The organism is Pantoea sp. X85 (genome assembly GCF_029623675.1).
In the GTDB taxonomy this organism is placed as follows: Bacteria; Pseudomonadota; Gammaproteobacteria; order Enterobacterales; family Enterobacteriaceae; genus Pantoea; species Pantoea leporis.
Genome location: NZ_CP121109.1, coordinates 473666 through 496008 on the forward strand (window position 1 = coordinate 473666; position 22343 = coordinate 496008).

Annotated in this window: 22 protein-coding genes; 7 read left to right on the top strand and 15 right to left on the bottom strand. The window is 52.9% G+C overall.

Features of this window, described 5'->3' with window-relative positions; all coding sequences use genetic code 11:
- Positions 1-119: 119 nt before the first annotated feature.
- Positions 120-1139 carry an MBL fold metallo-hydrolase gene (locus tag P6287_RS21755; protein WP_277974999.1) on the bottom strand — a complete coding sequence of 340 codons (1020 nt, stop codon included), beginning with the start codon at positions 1137-1139 and terminating at the stop codon, positions 120-122.
- Positions 1140-1273: 134 nt separating this feature from the next.
- Here P6287_RS21755 and P6287_RS21760 point away from each other — a divergent pair, with 134 nt between their 5' ends.
- The 3 genes from P6287_RS21760 (at position 1274) to P6287_RS21770 (ending at position 3505) form a co-directional block, all read left to right on the top strand.
- A complete protein-coding gene (locus tag P6287_RS21760) occupies positions 1274-1603 on the top strand; it encodes a gamma-glutamylcyclotransferase family protein (RefSeq protein ID WP_101761533.1) in 330 nt (109 codons plus the stop codon).
- A gap of 206 nt (positions 1604-1809) precedes the next feature.
- Positions 1810-2613, top strand: a complete 804-nt coding sequence (locus tag P6287_RS21765; RefSeq protein WP_277975346.1) for an MBL fold metallo-hydrolase — start codon at positions 1810-1812, stop codon at positions 2611-2613.
- Positions 2614-2704: 91 nt separating this feature from the next.
- On the top strand, positions 2705-3505 hold the full coding sequence (locus tag P6287_RS21770; protein WP_101761535.1) for a MetQ/NlpA family lipoprotein: 801 nt from the start codon (positions 2705-2707) through the stop codon (positions 3503-3505).
- A 41-nt stretch (positions 3506-3546) separates the two neighbouring features.
- Here the strand turns inward: P6287_RS21770 and P6287_RS21775 are convergent, their stop codons facing one another.
- Positions 3547-4656, bottom strand: coding sequence for an SDR family oxidoreductase (locus P6287_RS21775; protein ID WP_277975000.1), 1110 nt, complete (start codon positions 4654-4656; stop codon positions 3547-3549).
- Between the two features lie 348 nt (positions 4657-5004).
- On the opposite strand from P6287_RS21775, the gene kup reads away from it, so the two are divergent.
- Positions 5005-6873, top strand: coding sequence for a low affinity potassium transporter Kup (gene kup / locus P6287_RS21780; protein ID WP_137387352.1), 1869 nt, complete (start codon positions 5005-5007; stop codon positions 6871-6873).
- Between the two features lie 349 nt (positions 6874-7222).
- Positions 7223-7528: a DUF1471 domain-containing protein gene (locus tag P6287_RS21785; RefSeq protein ID WP_101761538.1), complete on the top strand. Its 306-nt coding sequence runs from the start codon at positions 7223-7225 to the stop codon at positions 7526-7528.
- 129 nt (positions 7529-7657) lie between these two features.
- Here P6287_RS21785 and P6287_RS21790 read toward each other — a convergent pair whose 3' ends face one another.
- The 4 genes from P6287_RS21790 to leuC are packed head-to-tail and all read right to left on the bottom strand — an operon-like array spanning position 7658 to position 11621.
- Positions 7658-8620, bottom strand: coding sequence for a LysR substrate-binding domain-containing protein (locus tag P6287_RS21790; RefSeq protein WP_277975001.1), 963 nt, complete (start codon positions 8618-8620; stop codon positions 7658-7660).
- Between the two features lie 31 nt (positions 8621-8651).
- A complete protein-coding gene (locus P6287_RS21795; protein WP_277975002.1) occupies positions 8652-9566 on the bottom strand; it encodes an alpha/beta hydrolase in 915 nt (304 codons plus the stop codon).
- Positions 9563-10198 (bottom strand): 3-isopropylmalate dehydratase small subunit, encoded by a 636-nt coding sequence (leuD, locus tag P6287_RS21800; RefSeq protein ID WP_277975003.1) that lies wholly within the window; start codon positions 10196-10198, stop codon positions 9563-9565. Before leuD ends, P6287_RS21795 begins: the two co-directional genes overlap by 4 nt.
- A 1-nt stretch (position 10199) precedes the next feature.
- Complete coding sequence (gene leuC / locus P6287_RS21805) at positions 10200-11621, bottom strand: 3-isopropylmalate dehydratase large subunit (RefSeq protein ID WP_277975004.1); 1422 nt, start codon at positions 11619-11621, stop codon at positions 10200-10202.
- 412 nt (positions 11622-12033) lie between these two features.
- Between leuC and mqo the strand changes: the two genes are divergently transcribed.
- The gene (mqo, locus tag P6287_RS21810) at positions 12034-13680 is read left to right on the top strand and encodes a malate dehydrogenase (quinone) (RefSeq protein ID WP_277975005.1); all 1647 of its coding nucleotides are present in this window, start codon (positions 12034-12036) and stop codon (positions 13678-13680) included.
- A gap of 90 nt (positions 13681-13770) precedes the next feature.
- On the opposite strand, the gene P6287_RS21815 is transcribed toward mqo, so the two are convergent.
- From P6287_RS21815 to P6287_RS21835, 5 genes are all read right to left on the bottom strand, one after another.
- On the bottom strand, positions 13771-15021 hold the full coding sequence (locus P6287_RS21815; RefSeq protein WP_271460450.1) for an NAD(P)/FAD-dependent oxidoreductase: 1251 nt from the start codon (positions 15019-15021) through the stop codon (positions 13771-13773).
- A gap of 126 nt (positions 15022-15147) precedes the next feature.
- The gene (locus P6287_RS21820; RefSeq protein ID WP_277975006.1) at positions 15148-15966 is read right to left on the bottom strand and encodes an ABC transporter permease; all 819 of its coding nucleotides are present in this window, start codon (positions 15964-15966) and stop codon (positions 15148-15150) included.
- A gap of 1 nt (position 15967) precedes the next feature.
- Positions 15968-16822: an ABC transporter permease gene (locus P6287_RS21825; RefSeq protein ID WP_277975007.1), complete on the bottom strand. Its 855-nt coding sequence runs from the start codon at positions 16820-16822 to the stop codon at positions 15968-15970.
- 63 nt (positions 16823-16885) lie between these two features.
- Positions 16886-17917, bottom strand: a complete 1032-nt coding sequence (locus P6287_RS21830) for a polyamine ABC transporter substrate-binding protein (RefSeq protein ID WP_277975008.1) — start codon at positions 17915-17917, stop codon at positions 16886-16888.
- Positions 17907-18206 carry a hypothetical protein gene (locus tag P6287_RS21835; RefSeq protein WP_277975009.1) on the bottom strand — a complete coding sequence of 100 codons (300 nt, stop codon included), beginning with the start codon at positions 18204-18206 and terminating at the stop codon, positions 17907-17909. Before P6287_RS21835 ends, P6287_RS21830 begins: the two co-directional genes overlap by 11 nt.
- Before the next feature lie 79 nt (positions 18207-18285).
- Between P6287_RS21835 and P6287_RS21840 the strand changes: the two genes are divergently transcribed.
- A complete protein-coding gene (locus tag P6287_RS21840) occupies positions 18286-19248 on the top strand; it encodes a LysR substrate-binding domain-containing protein (RefSeq protein ID WP_137387342.1) in 963 nt (320 codons plus the stop codon).
- A gap of 32 nt (positions 19249-19280) precedes the next feature.
- Here P6287_RS21840 and P6287_RS21845 read toward each other — a convergent pair whose 3' ends face one another.
- The 4 genes from P6287_RS21845 to P6287_RS21860 all read right to left on the bottom strand — a co-directional run bounded on the left by P6287_RS21845 (position 19281) and on the right by P6287_RS21860 (position 22339).
- Positions 19281-20210, bottom strand: a complete 930-nt coding sequence (locus P6287_RS21845) for a glyoxylate/hydroxypyruvate reductase A (protein WP_277975010.1) — start codon at positions 20208-20210, stop codon at positions 19281-19283.
- The gene (locus P6287_RS21850; protein WP_137387340.1) at positions 20207-20656 is read right to left on the bottom strand and encodes a type II 3-dehydroquinate dehydratase; all 450 of its coding nucleotides are present in this window, start codon (positions 20654-20656) and stop codon (positions 20207-20209) included. Before P6287_RS21850 ends, P6287_RS21845 begins: the two co-directional genes overlap by 4 nt.
- Before the next feature lie 64 nt (positions 20657-20720).
- Positions 20721-21332 carry a glutathione S-transferase family protein gene (locus P6287_RS21855; RefSeq protein ID WP_277975011.1) on the bottom strand — a complete coding sequence of 204 codons (612 nt, stop codon included), beginning with the start codon at positions 21330-21332 and terminating at the stop codon, positions 20721-20723.
- An 11-nt stretch (positions 21333-21343) separates the two neighbouring features.
- Complete coding sequence (locus P6287_RS21860; RefSeq protein WP_277975012.1) at positions 21344-22339, bottom strand: NAD(P)H-quinone oxidoreductase; 996 nt, start codon at positions 22337-22339, stop codon at positions 21344-21346.
- Positions 22340-22343: the final 4 nt, after the last annotated feature.

Genomic DNA, 22343 nt, shown 5'->3' on the forward strand with positions numbered 1-22343 from the left:
CGCAGGATTCACTGCTGATGTCGGCAATCACCGCCTGCCGCACTAAGCTAAATGCGTTCATTCGCGGGCGAACTGACGAAATAACCGGATAACCCGATTGCCTGGCAATCGGGCATCATTTACCACCACTTTTTCTCTTGCTGCGGCTGCAAAAATTGCACGCCCTGCCCGAGTTGTGGCATCGACACATTAATCTGCTGTTCCTGCGCCAGCGTCACGATTTGATTAAGCGGATCATTCCATGCATGAAACGCTAAATCGAAAGCGGCATTGTGAATTGGGAACAGCCATTTCGCGTTGAGGTCGATAAAGGCTTTGATGGTGTCTTGTGGCAGCATATGAATATCGGCCCAGCGACGGTCATAAGCGCCGTTTTCCAGAAAGGCCATATCGAACGGGCCGAATTTATTACCGATCTGTTTGAAACCATCGAAATAACCGGAATCCCCGCCATAGAACAGGCGGAAATCATCGCTGATAATGCTCCATGAGCACCACAGCCGCTTATTAATGTCGAACATGCCACGGCCAGAAAAATGCTGCGATGGCGTAGCGACAAATTGAATACCGCCGATATTCTTTGATTCCCACCAATCCAGCTGAGTGATTTTTTCCGGCGCAACGCCCCAGGATATCAGTAAATCACCGACACCCAGCGGCGTCAGGAAATAGCGCACGCGATCTTTAAGCTGCAAAATGGTGTGATAATCCAGATGGTCATAATGATCATGCGAAAGAATGATCCCTTCAATGGGCGGCAAATCTTCAAGCGCAATCGGCGCAGGCTGGAAGCGTTTCGGGCCAAACCACGTAAAGGGCGAAGCACGCTGCGTAAATACCGGATCGGTCAGCCAGTATTTGCCCTGCATTTTAAATAGCAATGATGAGTGGCCAAGGCGAAATACGCTGTTATCCGCCGCAGCCCCAAGTTGCTGCGCGTCGAGTTTGATGAGCGGCAGCGCAGATTCAGGTGCGGTATTTTTCGGTTTGTTAAAGGCAAAATCCCAGAATAGTTTGGCGAACTCAGTTAATCCTAACTGCTGGCGTGGGATCTTATTGTTAAACCTTTTGCCATCAAACTGAGCGGATTGCGGATAGCGTTTTATATTGCAGCGACAAATGCTCGAACTATTCAACATTGATCTTTTACCTCTCATCCCGGGTCCTTCAGAATATTCACTTTTACGGCAACGCACATCGCATATTGGGCGGTTGATGACTTCGCTAACGCCGAGAGTTAAAGTAACGCTTTTGCTTGATTTTATGAGGGAAAATGAAACGTTTATTTGTTTACGGTACGCTCCAGCCCGGCCATTCAAATGCGCATATTCTGGAAAACATCGGTGGCGAATGGCTGGCGGGAACGGTTTCTGGCACCTTTTATGAGCGCGGCTGGGGCGCAGCAGCAGATTTCCCCGGCATTGTGTTGCAGGAAAACGGCCCACGCGTGCCGGGTTATCTGTTTATCTCAGAGAAACTTGAACCGCATTGGCCGATGCTCGATGAGTTTGAAGATGGCTACGATCGCGTGGAAGTTGATGTCACCACCAGCAATGGCGAGCTGATCACAGCGTGGATTTATCAGTTGCAGCCGCAACTTTAACTTCACAATGCCAGTATTTACGCCCGATTTCCGTAGGGTGCGCATTCATGCGCACTTGGTCACCATTAATGGCGACTCTACGGAATGCCCACTTTCCTCTTCCACCCCAAATGCGGTGCAACGTCCTCAATACAATCTGTAATGATCTGCGCACGTCCTGATTTCGGCTTCTAGAATGAATCTCAAATAGACGAGAGGAATTCATGATGATCAAAGTCTGCACCGCCTGCGGCACATCTTACGATGAGCAACAGAGTCAAATCGAACACTGTAAAATATGTGAAGATGAACGACAGTTTGTGCCGGCCAGCGGGCAAAAATGGACTTCACTGCATAGCCTGCAAGCCACACACTGCAATAAATGGCAGCAGCATGCTGCCAACGTGTTCAGTCTGCAAACCGTGCCCAGCTTTGCTATTAATCAACGCGCGTTTCTGCTGCAAACGCCGCACGGCAATATTCTGTGGGATTGCATCGCTAATTTCGATGATGCCACCAAAGCGATTGTTACCGCGCTCGGTGGTATTCACGCCATCGCTATTTCGCATCCGCACTATTACAGCACCATGCAGGATTGGGCAGCGGCATTCGACGCGCCGATCTATCTGCATGCTAACGATAGTCAATGGATTATGCGCGACAGCCCGCATATTCATCTTTGGCAAAATGACGAGCTGGAAATTGTGCCGGAAGTGAAACTGATTCGTCTTGGCGGACATTTTGCTGGCGGATGCGTATTGCATTGGACGCACGATGACGGCGTGCTGTTGAGTGGCGATATCGTGCAAGTCGCGCCTGGCGCGGATGCGGTGTCATTTATGTGGAGCTATCCAAATATGCTGCCGTTACCGGCGGCGGCAGTCAGCGATATTATGCGTCGGCTGGCGGCGCTAAAATTTTCGCGCTTATACGGCGCATTCGAGCATCGCCAAATTCTCACTGACGCGCAGCGGATCGTGATGCAGTCGGGCGAGAAATATATTGCCTGCTTGCAGAAGTCTCTCTCCTGAACGAATTGTAAGCAAACGCGCTGCGGATGGATGTACAGACGTCTAAACATCCATTATAGTCCGTTCCCTACGTTTAAAGGGAATCCGCGCAATGAAGAAAATTTTACTCACGACGCTGCTGGCTGCATCCGTGGCGCTGCTTAGTGGCTGCAACAAAGACGATGAAAATCAAATCAAAGTGGCCATTAATACCGGACCAGACCAGGCGCTGTGGGATACCGTGAAGCAAGTGGCGCACGACAAATATCAGCTGGATGTCGATGTGGTGGCCTTCAATGATTATGTGCAGCCGAATGAAGCGCTGTTCAACAAAGATGTCGATGCCAACGCCTTCCAGAGCCTGCCTTATCTGGAGATGCAATCCAAAGAGCGCGGCTACCACTTCGCCGTGGTCACCAACACCTTCGTGTTCCCGATTGCAGGCTACTCGCGCAAGATTAAATCGCTGAAAGCGTTGCCTGACGGCGCCACCGTGACCCTCTCCAACGAAGCTACCACGCTCGGCCGCAGCCTGCTGCTGTTGCAGGCGCAGGGCTTGATCAAAGTGAAACCCGAAGCGGGCTTGCTGCCAACCACGCTGGATATCACCGACAATCCGAAGAAGCTGAAAATTGTTGAGGTGGATACGCCGCAGCTGGCGCGTACGCTGGACGATCCGCAGGTTTATCTTTCGATCATCAACAACAACTTCGCCGCGCTGGTTAATCTCTCTGCCTCGCGTGACGGCATGTTTATGGAAGGCAAAGCCTCGCCTTATGTGAATGCGATTGTGGCGCGTGAAGATAATAAAGACAGCGCCAACGTGCAGAAGCTGAAACAAGCCTTCCAGTCACAGGAAGTGCTGGATAAAGCCAACGAGATCTACAAAGGCGATATTATTAAAGGCTGGTAATTCGGCGAAAACTGCGCAGATATTAACTGCGCAGTTTCAGCTTATTTAAAATCGACCTCCATCAGCTCCGCAATAGTTGCATTACGCGTTGAAGCGACACAATGATGCAAATAGTCAGTAAACTTTGACGATGGCGGCATACCCAGCTCCAGCAATTTTTCATTGCTAAACACCACATTCAGTTTTGAAAAATGTCCATACAGATTCATGGCGCGTAATAAGATGCGTTCATTACAGGGACCAAACAGGGTAGAAAATGAGCTCCTGCTCGCTGCCAGTTCACGGTAATTCACTTTCTGATACGTTTCGGCCACCGCAACGTGTCCCGAGGCTTGTGCCATCGCCCGATCAATCTCGGCAAACGTGACGCTGCTATTTTCGCCCGCTGAAATATGAATAATCGTTTTCTCCACGTTGGGAGCCGTCAATAACAACTCCAGCGCATCGGCACAGTAATCGACCGGCACCACATCGATACGGTCATTCAGCTCACACATAAATTTGCCTAACGTGAGCACCATGCGAAATACCCAAAAAATGCTTGGGGACGGCGCACAGCCACAGTCCGAATGCCCCACCACAATGGATGGTCGCGCGATGACTAAGGGCAGATTAGGTAACATCTCGCTCATCATTCTTTCAACCGTCGCTTTACTCCACGTATATTCCACAACGTGTTGTTCGCGCAGCGTATTCAACTCACTTTCCACCACCAGCGAATTGGCTTCGGGCGCACACGACATAGCGGTACCGACATGCACAAAGCGCTTGAGCCCTTTCACCCGCGCCATACGACTGGCAAATGCGAAGGTGCCTTCTACATTGACTTTCCAGATGAGGGGATTCGCGCCAAAAGAGGCGACAGCGGCGCAGTTAAGCACATGCGTAACCTTGGTCAAGCGCGCATCGTCAATAAACCGTTCCGGCTCAGCAAGATCGCCTATTAAGATGTTCTCGTGGGTGAGCCTGTTTAATTGACCGGCTTCAACGCCAAATTTAATCAGGTTTTCCTTAATTCGCTCTAATCCTGCAGCTTGACTATTAGCCCGCACTAATAAAAGTAGTCGGTAATGATCACTTTTCTTGAGCAGATTAACCGCGACCGCACCGCCCAAAAATCCAGTTGCACCCGTTATGAGTACTGTATTCATATTTTTTAACCCACCGGTTCGTTACAGGAAAAACTGTGCATTTAGCTGGCTAGAATCTATGCTCGCGTGGGTAAATGATGAATAAATGCCCTGTGCTTTCCTGCGGGTAAAACCGCTCCAGTGAGCATTGGTTTATATATGTTCAAATGTGATATTTGGGCCTCAGTGCGCAGTCAAATATTCCACTACGCTCAGCGTGAAAAATGAGCGCGATATAAAAATGGTGTAAAAATATCGGCGTTACGCGTAAAAATGCTGTACGTAAATTCGCCTGCCACTGTTCGCTTCGATCGCAAACAGGTATGTTCGCCCTCATTAGCCTCAACCCTGATAAACCACAGGAAATCTATGAGTCAAAGTGAAAAACAGTCCTTGCCTGCTGGCATGCTGGCGGCCGCGGGGATCGTGTTTGGGGATATCGGCACCAGCCCGCTTTATACCCTTAAAGAGTGCCTCTCCATTTTGCCTAATGGCGCCGTCTCCACCACCGCAGTGATGGGATTTTTGTCGCTGATTTTCTGGGCGCTGACGCTGATCGTGACGCTGAAATACGTCTGCTTTGTGATGCGCGCCGATCATGATGGCGAAGGCGGCGTATTAACGCTGATGTCGCTGGCACGCCAGCATGTTGGGCCGAAAGCCTCGCACATCATTGTGTTAGCGGGCTTGATTGGCGGCGCGTTCTTCTACGGCGATGGCGTGATCACACCGGCGATTTCGGTGCTGTCGGCGATCGAAGGTATCGAAGTGGTGTCACCTGAGCTGGATAAATATGTGGTGCCGCTGGCAGTGGCGATTCTCACGCTACTGTTTATGATTCAAAAACACGGCACCGAGAAGGTCAGTAAGGTTTTTGGCCCGGTGATGTTTGTCTGGTTTGTGTCGATTGCCCTGTTAGGCATTCGCGGCATCCTGCTTAATCCTGAAGTGCTTTACGCGCTGAATCCCTCCTATGCGCTGACGTTCCTGCTTAGCCACAAAGCGCTGTCGTTTGCCGCGCTGGGCATGGTGGTGCTGGCGGTGACCGGCGCGGAGGCGCTGTACGCCGATATGGGACATCTGGGCAAAGCGCCGATTCGCATGGCCTGGCTGGTGATCGCCATGCCCGCGCTGGTGCTCAACTACTTTGGGCAGGGCGCGCTGGTCATTGCCGATGCGCAGGCTCTCAATAATCCGTTCTTTAATCTCGCGCCGGGTTGGGGACAGATCCCACTGATTGTGCTGTCAACGCTGGCCACGGTGATCGCCGCGCAGTCGGTGATTACCGGCGTGTATACGCTGACGCATCAGGCGATCCGTCAGGGATTTCTGCCGCCGATGCGCATCATCTTCACCTCGCACACGGAATCCGGTCAGATCTATATTCCGGTGGTGAACTGGCTGCTGTTTGTCGCGGTGACGGTGATTGTGCTGGCGTTCCGACAATCTTCGGCGCTCTCTTCGGCGTACGGCATTGTGGTGACCGGCACAATGGTGATCACCGCTTGTCTGGCGGGCGTGGTAGCGCTGCGTAACTGGAAGTGGCCGCTGCCGGTGGCGCTGGTTTTCCTGCTGTGTATGTTAAGCATAGATGTGCCGCTGTTCAGCGCCAACCTGATGAAACTGCTGTCCGGTGGTTGGGTGCCGGTGCTGCTGGCGCTGAGCATGATGGGATTGATGCTCATTTGGAGCAGCGAGCGTAATCGCCTAATCCGCAAGTTGAATAACGATCCTGAGAGCCTGCAGGCGCTGGTGCGATCGCTGGAAACCCATCCGCCCAGTCGTGTGCCGGGCACCGCAATCTTCCTCTCACGTAAAGAGCATGAGATTCCGCAGGCGCTGTTACATAACCTTAAACACAACCGCGTGCTGCATAAACGTGTGGTGCTGCTGCATATTCGCACTACCGATATCCCGCGCGTCTATAACCAGAAGCGTCTGAGCATCACTCAATTGTCGCCAACGTTCTGGCAGGTGACCGCCGCTTACGGCTGGCGCGAGACGCCATCGATGGCCGAGATCCTGCATTTGTGCGGGTTGGAAGGATTGGGTTGTACCGTCAATGAAGCCTCGTTCTTTACCTCGCACGACACGCTGGTGATGAAGAAGAGAAAAGGTTTGATGCGCATTAAAGGCGGTATTTTCCACTTCTGCCAGCGCAATGCGCAGCGCGCACATGAGCAATTCAATATCCCGCCGAATCGAGTCATTGAATTGGGCGGGCAGCGCGAATTTTAATCTGCCGATGACATAAAGCGCAGGGATTGTAGCGGCGCAGTTCATTGCGCGATAAATCGCGCCGCTACGATCAGGCTTTATATTCAACTTCCTGTCGACTGTTAGGGTTAACACACCAAATGTAACCAGATGCAAAAATAGTCGCGTAAGGTTGAATGAGTTGTGGCTGAATCTTTCTTAACATCTAATTAGCAATTAAAGCTAAAACGCTTAACTTGAAAAGGTGTTTATTAACTTCACCGGCAATCATCACTCGCCGTAAACATTTAGGGTGTCAGCACATTACCAACAATTGAAAGATTCGTAGCTGCGGCCATTGGCTCAGTTATTATTTGCGAGGAGTATCGCCATGAAACAATTAATTAATGACGTAATATCTATTTTCACACCGCAATCTGTTAAACCGGTTTTAATTCGCGGCGATTTAACCCATCGCGAACTTTCATCGATTCATCCGGTAGGCTTTACTTCGGTGAGCTGGGCGACTTCAATGGAAGAGCTGAATGACGCCTTTGTGCAGAAAGCCGTTGCTGCCGGTGCGGTGGGTTATCACATCACCGAAGTGGAATCCCACGAACCGGCGCACGATGGTCAGCACGTCATGGCCGCCACTGCCACCCTTTATCACATCAATAGCAAAGTGGCTTATGGCTAATGTTAATACCCGTCATACTTCAAGTTGCAGGAGCGTTGGCCGCGCATGTTCACCCCAGTCACTTACTAATGTAAGCTCCTGGGATTCACATACTTGCCGCCTTCCTGCAACTCGAATTATTTAGGGTATTTATAATTTACCCTTCATCATCGGCAGGCTTTTTTCTGCAAAATAGTCGACAAGAAAATCAATAAACACTTTAATGCGCGGCGATTCAGACGCACGCTGGGTGTAAACCGCCCAGACATTCGCTTCCTGATACCATTGCGGTAATACGTGCAGCAATTGGTTTTCGCTTAAATACGGCGCCACATCCCACACAGAACGCAACGCAATCCCGTGCGATTTTAATGCCCAATTCAGAATCACTTTCCCGCTATTAGATGAGTAATGGCTATTCAGGCGACAAACGATTTTATTTTCGCCGTCCGTTAACGTCCAATGCCCAAAGGTATTATTATTTTCATTAATAATAAGACAGCTGTGATCGATTAAATCATCCAGCGTCTCCAGCGGACGTGACCGGGCTAAGTAATCTGCAGTAGCACAAAGAATGCGCCGATTGGCGGCTAATTTTCGTGCAATGTAAGAGTGATTCACATCATCACCCACCCGAATATCGACGTCAGTGCCTGACTGCAATAAATCAATATCGCGATCGCTGAGCATCAATTTGATGTTCAGTGACGGATGACGCGTCATAAATTCGGCAATCGCATCGGACAAATAATCCTGGCCAAAGCCAAATGAACAGGCCACAGTCAAATCGCCGGTTAATTCGCCGCGCCACTGCTGAAAGTTATTCAGGAAGGAATCCATTTCGTGCACCACGTGCAACGCACCTTCCAGCGCCTTTTCACCTTCTGGCGTCAGGCGCATCACGCGGTTGGTGCGGAAAAACAGCCGGGTTTCCAACTGCTTTTCGAGGATGGCAATCCGCTTGCTGATGTAGGATGGCGACTGGCCGAGCTCAATCGCAGCGCGGCCAAAACCTTCATAGCGCGCTACGCTGATAAAGACATACAGATCTTCGACTGACGGCCAACCCTGAAGCGGCTTCTGATAACTTTTTCCGGCAAGCAGTATTTTCATCACCATCACGGCGTTAGCGAAATTTAGCCGGTTATAACACAGAATCCAGAAAGCACTGAAGCTGACTTAAAAACAGTTCAGGCACTTCCTCATGCGGTGAATGACCGCAAGGTAATGCGTTGCCCTGAATATTGCGCGCTTTATCCCGCCAGGTTTCCACCACGTTATATAACTGGCCAACCGTGCCCTTTTCTCCCCATAACAACAGAAGCGGCGCTTCAATGCGTTTAGCGCTGTCCTGCGCATCATCGTCTAAATCAATCGTCGCCGCGGCGCGATAATCTTCGCACACCGCGTGAATCATCTCTTTATTTTGATAACAGCGCAGGTAATCGTTGAAGATGACCTCCTCGGTGGCGCCCGGCGTTTTTAATTGCCCATCAATGTGTTTACGCAGGAATAATGCCGGATCGTGGCCGATCAGGGTTTCAGGTAATGGATAAGGTTGAATCAGGAAGAACCACCAGAAATAGCGCGTGGCAAACGCCTTGTTGGTTAAGGCGTACATGGTCGCGGTCGGCGCAATATCAATAAACACGCAGCAGGAAAGTTTTTCCGGATGATCAAGCGCCAGCCGATGGCCCACGCGCGCACCGCGATCGTGCCCGACAAATGCCACGCGCTCCAATCCCAACGCCTCGATTAACAGGCTGATATCCTGCGCCATCACCCGTTTCGAGTAAGCGCGATGCGTATCATCACTCGGCGGCTTGTCGCTGTCACCGTAACCGCGCAGATCCGGCAGGATTACGCGATACTGCTGCGCCAGCTGCGGTGCAATTTTGCGCCACGCCAGATGATTTTGCGGATGTCCGTGCAGCATCAGCAGTGGCGGACCTTCGCCGCCCATCGCAACGCGCAGCGTCACGCCGTTCGCCAGACGCACATCACTCAGCGTAAAGCCGCTGATAAAGGGTGAATCACCGCGTGGCATAATCTCACTCATGCTGGTGCGTGCTGTTGGATTTGATCGCGCTTCAGCCACGGACGCTGAGCAAAATGCTGCGCTTCAAACTGTGTAATGTCGGATTCGTACTGCAACGTCCAGTCCACCGCGCTGCCGCCGCCCAATAACATCTCGCGTTTTAAGGCACTGATCGAAAAGGCAATGCGTTGATTATTAAAGAGGATTGCCTGTTGTTCCAGCGACACGGTAATGCGATTACTGGCGGCATTGTTCGCAACCTCGCTCAGGCGCTGATAATCCTTTTCGCATAACGTCAGCGTCAAAACGCCATTGCGCTGGCAGTTATCGTCGAAGATGCCGGCAAAACTGGTGCCGATAATGGCGCGGATGCCGAGCTGATTAAGTCCCCACACCGCATGTTCGCGGCTGGATCCACAGCCGAAATTGGCGCCCACCAGTAAGAAGGTGGCGTTTTCCCAACCGGCTTGATTAAGAATGAAAGCGGGATTTGGGCGGCCGTCGGGCAGGAAGCGCAGGTCGAAGAACACACCGCGATCTAAATCCTTACGATCGATGCCTTTGAGAAACTGCTTTGGCATGATCACATCGGTATCAATATTGGCCGCCGGTAGTGGCGCCAGCGTGCCCGTCATGTTGTTAAATGCTTCCATCTCAAACCTCTGCAGTCATGAATTTGCGGACATCAACCAGATGGCCGGCAATCGCGGCGGCGGCGACCATCGCCGGGCTCATTAAGTGCGTGCGCGCACCCGCGCCCTGGCGGCCAGGGAAATTGCGGTTGGTGCCGGATGCACAGCGATCGCCGGGCGCTAAGACATCTTCGTTCATCGCCAGGCACATTGAGCAGCCTGATTGACGCCATTCGAAACCGGCGTTGACGAAAATCGCGGCTAAACCTTCCGCTTCTGCTTGCTGACGCACCTGTGTCGATCCCGGCACGATAATGCCGCGTACGTGCGGGGCGATTTTGTGTCCGTCGATAATCGCAGCGGCAGCGCGTAGATCTTCAATGCGGCCGTTGGTGCAGGAACCAATAAAGGCATGCGTGATGGCGATCTCCGCTAACGGCGTGCCGGGTTCCAGCCCCATATATTGCAGCGCGCTCCGCAGCGTCTGCTGTTTCACCGCATCTGTTTCCTGCGCCGGGTCGGGCACGTGGCCGGTAATGGCACTGGCTTGATCCGGGCTGATTCCCCATGTCACTTTGGGTTCAAGATCGCTGCAGTTGATGGCGATGCGGCTATCGAAGCGCGCGTCCTCATCGCTGCGTAAATCGCGCCACTCCGCAACGGCCTGCTGCCACAGCTCGCCGGTCGGCATTTGCGGTTTGCCGGCGATATAGGCAAACACTTTTTCATCCGGCGCGATAATCGCACCGCGCGCACCGGCTTCCACTGCCATGTTGCACAGCGTCATGCGCCCTTCCATGCTCAGCGCTTCGATGGCAACACCGGCAAATTCAATGGCAAATCCGGTCGCGCCTGATGCGCCAATCTGCTCGATCAGCGCCATGATGATGTCCTTCGCCGAACACCCAAAAGGCAGCTCACCGCTCACCGTCACCAGCATGGTTTTTAGGGTGCGATAAATCAGGGTTTGCGTCGCCAGCAGGTGCTCGATTTCCGAGGTGCCGATGCCGAAACCGAGCGCGCCAAACGCGCCGTAAGTGGTGGTATGGCTGTCGCCTGCGGCAATCACCATACCGGGCATTACCAGGCCTTGCTCGTGTGCGACGACGTGTTCGATGCCTTGACGCGGGTCAAGCACATCGAACAATTCGATGCCAAAATGCGCGGCGTTCTGGCGAAAGTAATCGACTTGTAACTGACCGCCCGCGTCGGTCATCGCCTCATCACGCTCGGGGCGCGTTGGGTTAACGTGATCGACATTCAGCAAAATGGTGCCCGGATTGCGCACAAGACGCTGGTGATCGCGCAGGCCGCTAAACGCCTGCGGGCTGGTGTACTCATTGAGAATCGAGCGATCGATATAGAGCAGCACATGCCCTTCGTCATCTAACTTACGAACCACATGCTGATCGATCAGTTTTTCATACAGTGTTTTGTTAGCCATGCCGTTGCCCACGCGAAAAGTAAAACAAGTCATTAGAGACGTTAGGGTAAATCAGTTTGTGCGCGGGGAACGAACACGCTTCGTGAAGTGATGTTTTATGAAATGTGCAGTAGGTAAGTTGGTCGCCACGAATGGCAGAAACATCGCGCTACGCAATGTGCGTAAAATAGCAGGAGTTTTATTTGACCTAAGTCGCGTCTACCGATATAAAGAATAACCGCGCAGCTTAAGCGGTTTATCTCCGATTAATTCCCCCTTCTGCTTATATTTCACGCTATTTTATTTTTTTAAGTTAATTAATTAACACCAATACTTTATTAACTAAAAACAAGTTAATCATTCCGTAACAATCTCTTAATGTGCAAACCGAATTTTTAACGTTCACCTGCATTGCATAATAAGTAGGACTGGAATGACTCACACCAAAAAGATCGTGTCTGCACTATCGCTGGCAGCGCTGCTTGTCTCATCAGCGGTTCGCGCTGAAGACGCACCAGAAAAAACTGACGTTCTGCTGATTGGCGGCGGCATCATGAGCGCCTCGCTCGGCACCTGGCTGCAAGAGCTGCAACCGGGCTGGAAACAGCTGATGGTTGAGAAGCTGGACGGCGTCGCGCTGGAATCGTCCAACGGCTGGAACAACGCCGGTACGGGTCACTCTGCTAACATGGAGCTGAACTACACGCCTGAGCGTGCAGACGGTTCAATCGACGTTAGCAAAGCGCTGGAAATTAACGAATCCTTCATGATTTCGCGCCAGTTCTGGACGTCGCAGGTGCAGCGCGGTGTGTTGCACGATCCGCACTCCTTCATTAACTCTACGCCGCACATGAGCTTCGTCTGGGGCGACAAAAACGTCGAGTACCTGACGAAGCGTTACGATGCGCTGCAGAAAACCACCCTGTTCCAGGGCATGAAATTCTCTACCGATCATCAGCAGATCCAGCAATGGGCGCCGCTGGTGATGGAAGGTCGTGACCCGAACCAGAAAGTTGCGGCAACCTGGACGCCAGTCGGCACCGATGTTAACTACGGTGAAATCACCCGTCAGCTGATCGGTAGCCTGAAGAAAGATCAGAACTTCAAGCTGGAAACCTCGTCAGAAGTCACTGATTTCAAGCGTAACAGTGATAACTCGTGGCACGTCACCATCAAAGATGTGAAGAGCGGCGATAAGCGTTCAGTTGATGCGAAATACGTGTTCATCGGTGCAGGCGGCGGCGCGATTAAGCTGCTGCAGAAAACCGGCATTCCGGAAGCAGATAATTACGGCGGCTTCCCGGTCGGCGGTTCGTTCCTGATGACCGAGAACCCAGAGATCGCTAATCGTCACCTGGAAAAAGTATACGGTCAGGCTTCTGTGGGTGCGCCACCGATGTCGGTTCCACACATCGATTCACGTACCCTCGACGGTAAGAAAGTGGTGCTGTTTGGACCTTTCGCCACCTTCTCCACCAAGTACCTGAAAAACGGTTCGCTGTTCGATCTGCTGAGCGCGACCACCACCAGCAACATTATACCGATGACGCATGTTGGCATCGACAACTTCGACCTGGTGAAATACCTGATTGGTCAGGTGATGCTGAATGACGACGACCGTTTTGCTGCGCTGAAAGAGTACTATCCAAACGCGCGTAAAGAGGACTGGAAACTGATTCAGGCAGGTCAACGTGTGCAGATCATCAAGAAAGATGCCGAAAAAGGTGGCTTGCTGAAACTGGGTACCGAAATCGTGACCGATCAGCAGAAAACCCTGGCGGCACTGTTGGGCGCGTCACCGGGCGCATCGACTGCTGCACCCATTACGCTCGACGTGATGAAGAAGCTGTTCCCAGAGCAGTTCGCTTCGCCAGAGTGGCAGCAGAAGATCCGCGCTATCGTGCCAAGCTTCGGCCAGAAGCTGAACGGCAACACCGCGCTGACGCAGCAAGTTTGGGACAACACCGCAGCGACGCTGCTGTTGACCAAGCCGCCGGTCATCAACATGGGTGATCAGACGGTTGCGCCAACGCAGGCTAAGCCGCGTACTGAATCAGGCAAACAGGATATGGCGCTGTAATTCCCGCAAGAAGTGAATCAAGCCGGACACTGTCCGGCTTTTTTATTGTCTTTTGTAGGGGCGCCATTAACGGCGATCTCACGGAGATTTTTACGACTTTTTATAATCGGTGTAGGCGTTTTGTAAAACCACATGGTCGGCAATATATTTGGCATCGTGCCATACGCCATAAATAAACGATGATGCGCGATTTACCAGATTGGGCAAGCCAAGGAAGTAAATACCCCGTTCGGCGGAAATACCGCGTTTATGGAATGGCGCACCATTAGCATCAAAGGCATCCACTTTCAGCCAACTAAAATCAAATTTAAAACCGGTGGCCCAGATAATGCTGGTAATACCTGCGGCCTGTAGATCCAGTTCTGATAATGGATTAATTAAACATTCTGGATCTGGCAATAATTCCCATGCTTGCGGCTCGGGCGGTAAGTCCAGGCCATTACGCTCAATATAAGCATCGGCATCACGCAGTACGTCGAAATACGCTTTGTCGCCTTCCGCAATATTGTCCATTATACCCTCAGCGAAGCTCAGCACGCCGTCATCCCAGGTTTTGGTGATCCCCACCAACGTAATGCCCATGTGCGCCAGTCGGCGAAAATCGACCGTTTTGCCACCTTCATAACCACTCACGGCAAAAGCAACGTGCTGTTTCTTCGGCTTGATTTTGACTTCATCCCATAAGCCCAGCGCGCCCAGCCACCAGCAATAATCGCGGTCACGATAGGAACGTGGCGGACGGTAATGTTCGCCGATGGAGAGCGTCACTTCACGGCCAGATTTACGCAACTCTTCCGCAATTTGTGAGCCTGAAGCACCTGCGCCCACCACCAGCACGCCGCCCTGCGGCAGCTGCTGCGGATTTTTATACGCCGATGAATGGATCTGATGCAGCGCAGCGCTTTCCGGCACGATCTGTGGAAAAGCGGGTTTCTGGAAAGGACCGGTAGCCGCCACCACATTGTCAGCTTCAAATTCACCGGCCGACGTCAGTATCTTAAAACCGCTACGTTCTGGTAGACGCTCAACCGAATGGACTTCCACGCCGGTACGCACCGGCGCATCGAGCATTTTTACGTAGTCTTCGAAATATTGCGCCATTCGCTCTTTCGGTGGGAACGCTTCCTGGGAAATATTATCGAATTTCATTGAAGGAAAACGATCGTGCCAGGCTGGGCCATTGGCAACCAATGAATCCCAACGTTCTGAACGCCAGCGTTCAGCAATACGGCTACGCTCTAACACCACATGTGGCACGCCCATTAACGACAGATGTTCACTCATCGCAATACCTGCCTGACCCGCTCCGACCACCACGGTATTAATTTTTTCTACTGACATGTGAGATCCCTAAAGATGATCGACCCCGATCTTTTCATGGAAAAGAGTAATCAGGTGCCGGATGACTACTATTCAGATTAATAAATGCTGTGCTATTCAATAAGCACAGCATTCCGTGCGAATACATTAATGCCCTGCTTCGACGTTCAATATTCTCCCCAAGCCTAAAAACTTATTCGCGATAATTAACATCGTCGCCGTTACGGCAATATAAATAACCGACAGTGCAGCCAGCGTTGGGTCGGCAAATTCACGCACATAGTTGTACATTGCCACCGGTAAGGTCTGCGTCGCTTGCGTGGTAATAAACAGCGAAGCGGTAAATTCGTTGAAGGAGAGAATTGCGGCAAATAACCAACCGCCAAACAAGCCCGGCAAAATCAACGGCACGGTTATGGTCCATACCACGCGCAACGGCGAAGCGCCGAGGCTTGCAGCCGCCATTTCAATACGTTGCTCAAGGTTTTTCAGCGACACATACACGCTGCGCAGCACAAATGGCAGCACCAGCACAACATGGCAGAAGATCACCAGTGAATAACCGCGTCCAATGCCCAACTGCGAGACCAGCATCAGTAAGCCGAGGCCAATGGTGAAGTGCGGAATAAACAGCGGTGACAACAGCACGCCTTCCAGCACCTGTTTACAGGGGAAAGTGTAACGTTCAATGGCAATCGCCAGCGTGGCGCCAATAATTACCGCCAGCGTTGAGGCCCATGCTGTCACAATCAACCCCGAATAGAAGCCCTGGCGGAAGTCATCGTAGTTAACCGCACGCTCAAACCAACGCAGCGACCAGCCTTTCGGTGGGAAGAACAGCACCGAGGTGCTGCTGAAGGAAGAGATCAACACCACAATGGTTGGCAGCAACACGAACAACAAAATCGCAATCACCAGCGAGCGTCCCGCCAGGGTAATCAGTTTGTCGTTGAGGGATCGGGTCATTTCAGTGGTCTCCCATCGCATTGAGGAAGCGGCTCATACGTTTCAGCGCCATCAGCAGCAGAATGGTCAAAATCAAACCAGCAATGCTGAGCGCAGCGGCAAACGGAAAATTCATTGAAGAGAAGCCCAGTTGATACACCATGGTAGCCACGGTGCTGACGCGTCCACCACCAATGAGTTGCGGCGTAGCGAAGGCGCTGAACGTCCAGGCAAACGCGGTGGTCAGGCTGGAAACGATACCGGGAATCGACAACGGAATGGTCACCGTCATCAAGGTGCGAATCGGCCCTGCCCCCAGACTGGTGGCGGCTTTCTCATAATCAGGATTAATGTGCGACAGCGCAGTCGCCAGCATCATCACCATGATTGGCATGGTCACGTGCACCAGCGCGACTACCACGCCGGTTTGGGTAAACATAAACTGGATCGGCTTGTTTATCAGACCCATCGCCAGCAGCAAGCTATTGAGGAAGCCGCTATTACCCAGCACGATGATCCACGAATATGTCCGTACCACTTCGCCGAGAAACAGCGGCGTAATGGCGATAATCAAGATGGTGGATTTGATCCAGGTGGTGCGCGTTCTCACCAGCGCATACGCCAGCGGATAACTCATCAGCAGCCCAAAAATCGCCGTTTTTGCACTGAGCATCACCGTGTTGATAAACGCATCGGCATAGATTTTCTTGAATAGACCGTTAAAGTTCGCCAGCGTGAATCCGCCTACATCAAGCGATCCTGGAATATAGGCCCGCACGCTAAACTGCATCACGGCAAACATGGCCACCACCAGCCCAAGCGCCGTGAACGTGGCGGGGATAATGAACCAGGGTAAGAATGTCGGTTTTTTCGTCATAGACGTTGCTGCCTGAATAAAGTGTTGCGACTCACCGGGCGGCCAATCGGCCGCCGCTATTTATCAATGTGACATGATGTTTTCAGAGAACCACTGCCGCCACTCGGCGGTTTTCTCCGCGCGCAGTTGCGGATCGGTGTTGATGGTGGCATTCCACTGCTCAGGCGTGGTCAGCATGCCAGGGAGCTTCGCCAGTTCTGGATCGATATGCGCATTGGTCACCGTTGGGCTGCCGCGATAAATTTTCGCCACTTCCTGCTGGATTTCCGGTTTCAGCGCGATATTTATGAACTTGTAGGCCAGTTCCGCATGTTTGCTGCCTTTATTGATACCGACGGTATCGACGCCCAAAATCGCGCCCTCTTTTGGCACTGCCAGCTTAATGTTGACGCCTTCTGCAATCATGCTGTAGGCGTTCATCGACAGCATCACCTGTACCGGCGTTTCACCTGTGGAGATCAGCTGCTGGCTGTTGGCATCATCGGTATAGAAGGATTTGATGTTCGGGATCAGCGCTTTCAGCCTGGACTGGCCTTGTTCCCAATGCGCTGCATCCGAGCCAGAAAGTTTGGCGGACACCGCGATGATATGGCTCGGATCCCAATCTGGCAGCGCAATCGAGCTCTTCAGTTCCGGACGCCACAGATCGTTCCAGCTGGTAAATTCTTCGCCCTTCGGCACTAAATCTGGACGGTAACCGATGGTGTAAACGTAGCCCCACACGCCAAGGTGATACGGGCTGACTTTGGCCTGCTGTACCAGATTCACCGCGTTAGGGATTTTGTTCATGTCGAGCTTTTCAAACAGGCCGCTGTTGGCATACAGGTAACCGACATGCGCGGTGGTAAAGGTGACGTCAGTTTCCGGCGAACCGCCCGCCAGCTTCGCTTTGTTCAAACGATCGATGGTGCCACCGGTGACGAACTGCACTTCTACGCCGGTTTCTTTGGTGAACTCTTTGGCGATAGTTTGATCAATCAGATCCTTAAAGCTGCCACCCCAGGTGCTGACAATAAGCTTATCTGCGGCCACTGCATTCCCTGCGCTTAATACACACGTGGTCAATAACGTTAAGGCACCTATCTTACGCAACATATTCTTGTCCCCAATGAATGAAATGGCTGTTGTCGCTGCTTTGCACCACCGTCTGGTCCATCGCGTCGCAATGCTCTAAAACAGTGCGAAGGCGGCTCTCGGGTGTTGAAGCGATAATGCCGTTGCGGTGAGATTGGGTAAAACAGCATTTCCCTCGCTGTTGCATCAGGATTTCTGAGGCTAAAAAAGTGGCCTGCTTAACAAGGATTTTCTGAAGCAGGAGTGAGGCAGACGCGAATGGTCGCTGGCGCATTGACAGGTGATTATGCTGTAAGTCGGAATTTGGCATGAGAAATGCTTGAGTTGAATCGACCTTATTAGAATGACTGACGCGACATGAGCGTGTCAGCGATCTCAGGAGAACCTGCATGCTCAGTCGCATCACCCAGCGTCAGCTGGAATATTTTGTCGCTTCCGGTGAAGCGGGCAGCATTATTGGCGCCTCGGAGCGTATTCACGTCTCCTCTCCGTCGATTTCCGCCGCCATCACCCACATTGAGTCTGAGCTTGGCGTGCAGCTGTTTGTGCGTCACCATGCCCAGGGCGTTTCACTCACCGCAATCGGCCACCAGGTATTAAAAGAGGCCAAACTGATCCTCGAACAGATGTCGAACCTTTACACCATTGCATCGGAATCAATGAACAACGTACGCGGCCCGCTGCGTGTTGGTTGCCTCGATACGTTAGCGCCAATGTTGACGCCGGAATTGGTGTTTGGCTTCGGCCGCGCCTTTCCCGGCGTGCGTATCTCGCTGGTGGAAGGTAATCATGAGTTGCTGTTAAAACAGCTGCGCTCAGCGGATATCGATATCGCCCTCACCTATGATTTGGTGCCCGCCAGCGATGTGACTTTCCAGTCGCTGGCGCAACTGCCGCCCTACGTGATGGTGGGCGAGCATCATCCGTTCGCCACACAGTCCGCGGTTTCGATGCAGGATCTGGCTGCAGCGCCGATGGTGCTGCTGGATATGCCGTGGAGTCGTGAGTATTTTCTTGGCTTGTTCAGCGAAGCCGGGGTGACGCCGAATGTGGTGATGCGCTCCAGCAGCATGGAAACGGTGCGCGCGATGGTGGCCAACGGTGTCGGCTTTGGTATCGCTAACGTACGACCTAAAGCGCATATGTCGCAGGATGGTAAACGCTTGATTCGCGTGCGGTTGGCGGGGGTTAATAAGGCGATGCAGTTGGGTTATGCCACCATGGCGCAGGTACAGCAATCCAGGGTGGTAAGCGCTTTTGCCGAGCGTTGCCGCATGTTTATTTCCGACCAATACATTCCCGGCATGGCGGCTCCGAGTTATTTCGATCCGCAAGTGGTGCGAGTAGCGTGAGATCCCTGGTCGCCATGAATGGCGACCAACGGTTAATACCCCTGCTGCGGGAAGACCTGATGCAATACCGCTTCGCCGCGTGCGGCGCGCTGGATATTCGCGGCGACCTGCGATGCCGCGCTGGCCGGAATGGCAACCGAAGCCAGATGCGGCGTGATCAATACATTATCCATACCCCACAACGCATCTTCGGGCGGCAACGGTTCGCGGTCAAACACATCCAGCGTCGCCTCGGCGATCTGTCCACGCTGCAACGCCTGCGTTAACGCCGCCTGATCAACAATCGCTCCGCGCGACACATTGATAAACGCGCAGCCGTGCGGTAACCGTGCCAGTCGTTCAGCACTCAGTAAGCCCTGGGTTTGCGGCGTGAGCGGCAGCATCACTACCAAAATATCGCTGCTGGCGAGGAAAGCATCCAGCGCGTCTATTCCGCTGCTACAGATAATGCCATCGATGGTTTTCTGCGATCGTGACCAGCCGCGCACATCCAATCCCTGGCGCGCCAGCTCCTGCGCGGCGTGCGCGCCCAATTCACCCAATCCCAGCACGCCAACGCGCACGGTTTCCGGCGAACGCGGATGCAGGTAATGCCAGCGTCGTTCACGTTGTGCCCGCTCAAAAGCCGGAATGTCACGCACATAACGCAGCACGGCAAACAGCACGAAGCTGGCCATCATCCGCGCCATATGCGGGTCAGACAAACGAACAATAGGGATATCCGGTAAATCATCGCGCCCGACCAGCGAATCAACGCCCGCGCCCAGATTTATAAGCAGTTTCAGGTTGCGATAAGGGGCGAAAAAACCGTGCGGCGGCTTCCACACCAACGCGAAATGCACCTCATCATCGTTTTGCACCTCTTCCGCCCGACAAAGCGTTACGCCCGGCAGATGCAGTGCGAGCAACGCTGACCACTGTTCAAAACTGTCGAACTCGCTGTAAAAGACCAAAATACTCATGCCGCATTCGCCTTGATCAACTCAACTACCGCATCTATTGCCAGTTCGTAACCAATCACGCCCAAGCCTGCAATCACGCCAGTGGCGGCTTTTGATACCAGTGAATGATGGCGGAACGGCTCGCGTTTCCAGATGTTACTCATGTGCGCTTCGATGATCGGGCCATCAAACATCAGCAATGCATCGAGAATCGGCACCGAACTGTAGGTTAAACCGGCGGCGTTAATGATCAATCCGGCAGCCTGCTGACGCGCTTCCTGAATCCAGTCAACCAGCACGCCTTCGTGATTGCTTTGGCGAAATTGCAGTGTGATGTTGTGTGATGCTGCCCGGCGCTGGCAGCGTTCATCAATGCTGGCAAAGCTTTCGCTGCCGTAAGTGCCGTTCTTGTCCATGCCGTACAGGTTAGCGTTCGGGCCGTTAAGAAAAAAAATCTGCTGTGTCATCTGAGCTCCTGAGTCACTGTGCAGTTGTCGCCCGAAAGGGTGACCAAATGACGATTAATGGCGATCAATGCGGGCGCGTGGCGGCCATCGCGGGATGGGCATCGAACAGGGCGAACCACGCGGCAGTCCGCGGATGGTTTGCCCGCCAGTTAAGAACATCGAAGCGAAAATCGAGATAACCGAGCGCGCAGCCAATGGCAATCAAACCCACGTCATCAGGCTGCGTACTAAAACCCGCAACCTGACACTCAATTTCCCGTAGCGCCGCATGGACTTTTTTCAGCTGAGCATCGGCCCAGCCTTGCCACTGCTTTTCCAATGGGCGGGCACTGAACTCGTAACGCGCCAGCAAGGCGGCATCGATCAAACCGTCGCCCAATGCCTGGCGCGACAAACTCAACCAGCGCGCATCACCCTGTGACGGGATTAAGTCGCCCTTCGCGCGGGCATTGAGGTATTCGCATATCACGCGGCTGTCGTACAGACATGCCCCTTGTTCGGTTCGCAGTGCGGGCACTTTGGCTAACGGATTAACGATGGCGATGCGCTCATCACGTTCAACCGGATGCGCCGCCGAATCCAGAAGCTCAATCTCATTCATGAGCCCAAGACAATGCGCAGTCACCATCACTTTACGCACATAGGCAGAGGTGGTGGCGTAAAACAGTTGCATCATGCCAACGCTCCCTACTGATCCACGCTCAGCAACACTTTGCCAATGTTGGCGTTGGCCTCGAGGATACGATGAGCGTCCGCTGCCTGCGCCAGCGGCAAAATTTGATGCAGCGTGGGTTTGATTTTGCCTGCTACGATCAGCGGCAGCAGATGTTTACGGATGCACGTTGCCAGGCGCGCCTTTTCAGCAGCACTTTTGGGGCGCAGCGTGGAAGAGGTCAAACTCAGTCCTTTACGCATCACCAATTGCAGATCGAGCTCGATCTTCGCACCCTGCATAAATGACAAGCTCACATGACGTCCGCCTTGCGCTAACACGCTAAGATTACGCGCCACGTAATCACCACCCACGTTATCCAGCACCACATCCACGCCTTGCCCTGCGGTTTCCGCTGCAATCACCGCGACAAAATCCTCTTTATGACGATCGATGGCGCGCCAGACGCCAAGCTGTTGCAGCGCCGCAATTTTGTCGGCACCGCCTGCGGTGGCCACCACACGTGCACCACAGGCGTGCGCACATTGGATGGCAAAGGTGCCAACACCGCTGGCGGCACCGTGAATCAGCACGGTTTCACCGGGGGCTAAACGGCCCAGCTCAAACAGGTTGTGCCACACAGTAAATGCCGCTTCGGGGATGCCCGCTGCATGCGACAACGGCAGATTATCGGGCACCGGCAAACACAATTCAGCGCGCGCCACGCAATAGTCGGCATAACCGCCACCGTTCAGCAGCGCCATTACTGCGTCGCCGATGGTGAAACCACTAACCCCTGCACCTAACGCCACCACGTTACCTGCTACCTCCAGACCGAATACATCTGAGCTGCCCGGTGGGATTGGCATGCCGCTACGCTGCATAATGTCAGGACGATTAACACCCGCGCTGGCGACGCGAATCAATACTTCACCCGCCGCAGGTTGTGGCACTGTACGTTCTACCACCGTTAACACCTCTGCGCCGCCCGGCTGGCGGGCAATTACCGCGTTCATCATTTCAGGCACCATCGGA

Bases quoted from the DNA above. Each gene is read 5' to 3' on its own strand.
- P6287_RS21815 (WP_271460450.1), bottom strand. From the start codon at position 15,021: ATGTCAGTAGAAAAAATTAATACCGTGGTGGTCGGAGCGGGTCAGGCA.
- kup (WP_137387352.1), top strand. From the start codon at position 5,005: ATGAGTCAAAGTGAAAAACAGTCCTTGCCTGCTGGCATGCTGGCGGCC.
- P6287_RS21775 (WP_277975000.1), bottom strand. From the start codon at position 4,656: ATGAATACAGTACTCATAACGGGTGCAACTGGATTTTTGGGCGGTGCG.
- P6287_RS21770 (WP_101761535.1), top strand. From the start codon at position 2,705: ATGAAGAAAATTTTACTCACGACGCTGCTGGCTGCATCCGTGGCGCTG.
- P6287_RS21860 (WP_277975012.1), bottom strand. From the start codon at position 22,339: ATGGTGCCTGAAATGATGAACGCGGTAATTGCCCGCCAGCCGGGCGGC.
- P6287_RS21845 (WP_277975010.1), bottom strand. From the start codon at position 20,210: ATGAGTATTTTGGTCTTTTACAGCGAGTTCGACAGTTTTGAACAGTGG.
- P6287_RS21850 (WP_137387340.1), bottom strand. From the start codon at position 20,656: ATGACACAGCAGATTTTTTTTCTTAACGGCCCGAACGCTAACCTGTAC.
- P6287_RS21820 (WP_277975006.1), bottom strand. From the start codon at position 15,966: ATGACCCGATCCCTCAACGACAAACTGATTACCCTGGCGGGACGCTCG.
- leuD (WP_277975003.1), bottom strand. From the start codon at position 10,198: ATGGAAGCATTTAACAACATGACGGGCACGCTGGCGCCACTACCGGCG.
- P6287_RS21830 (WP_277975008.1), bottom strand. From the start codon at position 17,917: ATGTTGCGTAAGATAGGTGCCTTAACGTTATTGACCACGTGTGTATTA.
- P6287_RS21825 (WP_277975007.1), bottom strand. From the start codon at position 16,822: ATGACGAAAAAACCGACATTCTTACCCTGGTTCATTATCCCCGCCACG.
- P6287_RS21835 (WP_277975009.1), bottom strand. From the start codon at position 18,206: ATGCCAAATTCCGACTTACAGCATAATCACCTGTCAATGCGCCAGCGA.
- P6287_RS21755 (WP_277974999.1), bottom strand. From the start codon at position 1,139: ATGTTGAATAGTTCGAGCATTTGTCGCTGCAATATAAAACGCTATCCG.
- P6287_RS21855 (WP_277975011.1), bottom strand. From the start codon at position 21,332: ATGATGCAACTGTTTTACGCCACCACCTCTGCCTATGTGCGTAAAGTG.
- P6287_RS21840 (WP_137387342.1), top strand. From the start codon at position 18,286: ATGCTCAGTCGCATCACCCAGCGTCAGCTGGAATATTTTGTCGCTTCC.
- leuC (WP_277975004.1), bottom strand. From the start codon at position 11,621: ATGGCTAACAAAACACTGTATGAAAAACTGATCGATCAGCATGTGGTT.
- P6287_RS21765 (WP_277975346.1), top strand. From the start codon at position 1,810: ATGATCAAAGTCTGCACCGCCTGCGGCACATCTTACGATGAGCAACAG.
- P6287_RS21760 (WP_101761533.1), top strand. From the start codon at position 1,274: ATGAAACGTTTATTTGTTTACGGTACGCTCCAGCCCGGCCATTCAAAT.
- mqo (WP_277975005.1), top strand. From the start codon at position 12,034: ATGACTCACACCAAAAAGATCGTGTCTGCACTATCGCTGGCAGCGCTG.
- P6287_RS21785 (WP_101761538.1), top strand. From the start codon at position 7,223: ATGAAACAATTAATTAATGACGTAATATCTATTTTCACACCGCAATCT.
- P6287_RS21795 (WP_277975002.1), bottom strand. From the start codon at position 9,566: ATGAGTGAGATTATGCCACGCGGTGATTCACCCTTTATCAGCGGCTTT.
- P6287_RS21790 (WP_277975001.1), bottom strand. From the start codon at position 8,620: ATGAAAATACTGCTTGCCGGAAAAAGTTATCAGAAGCCGCTTCAGGGT.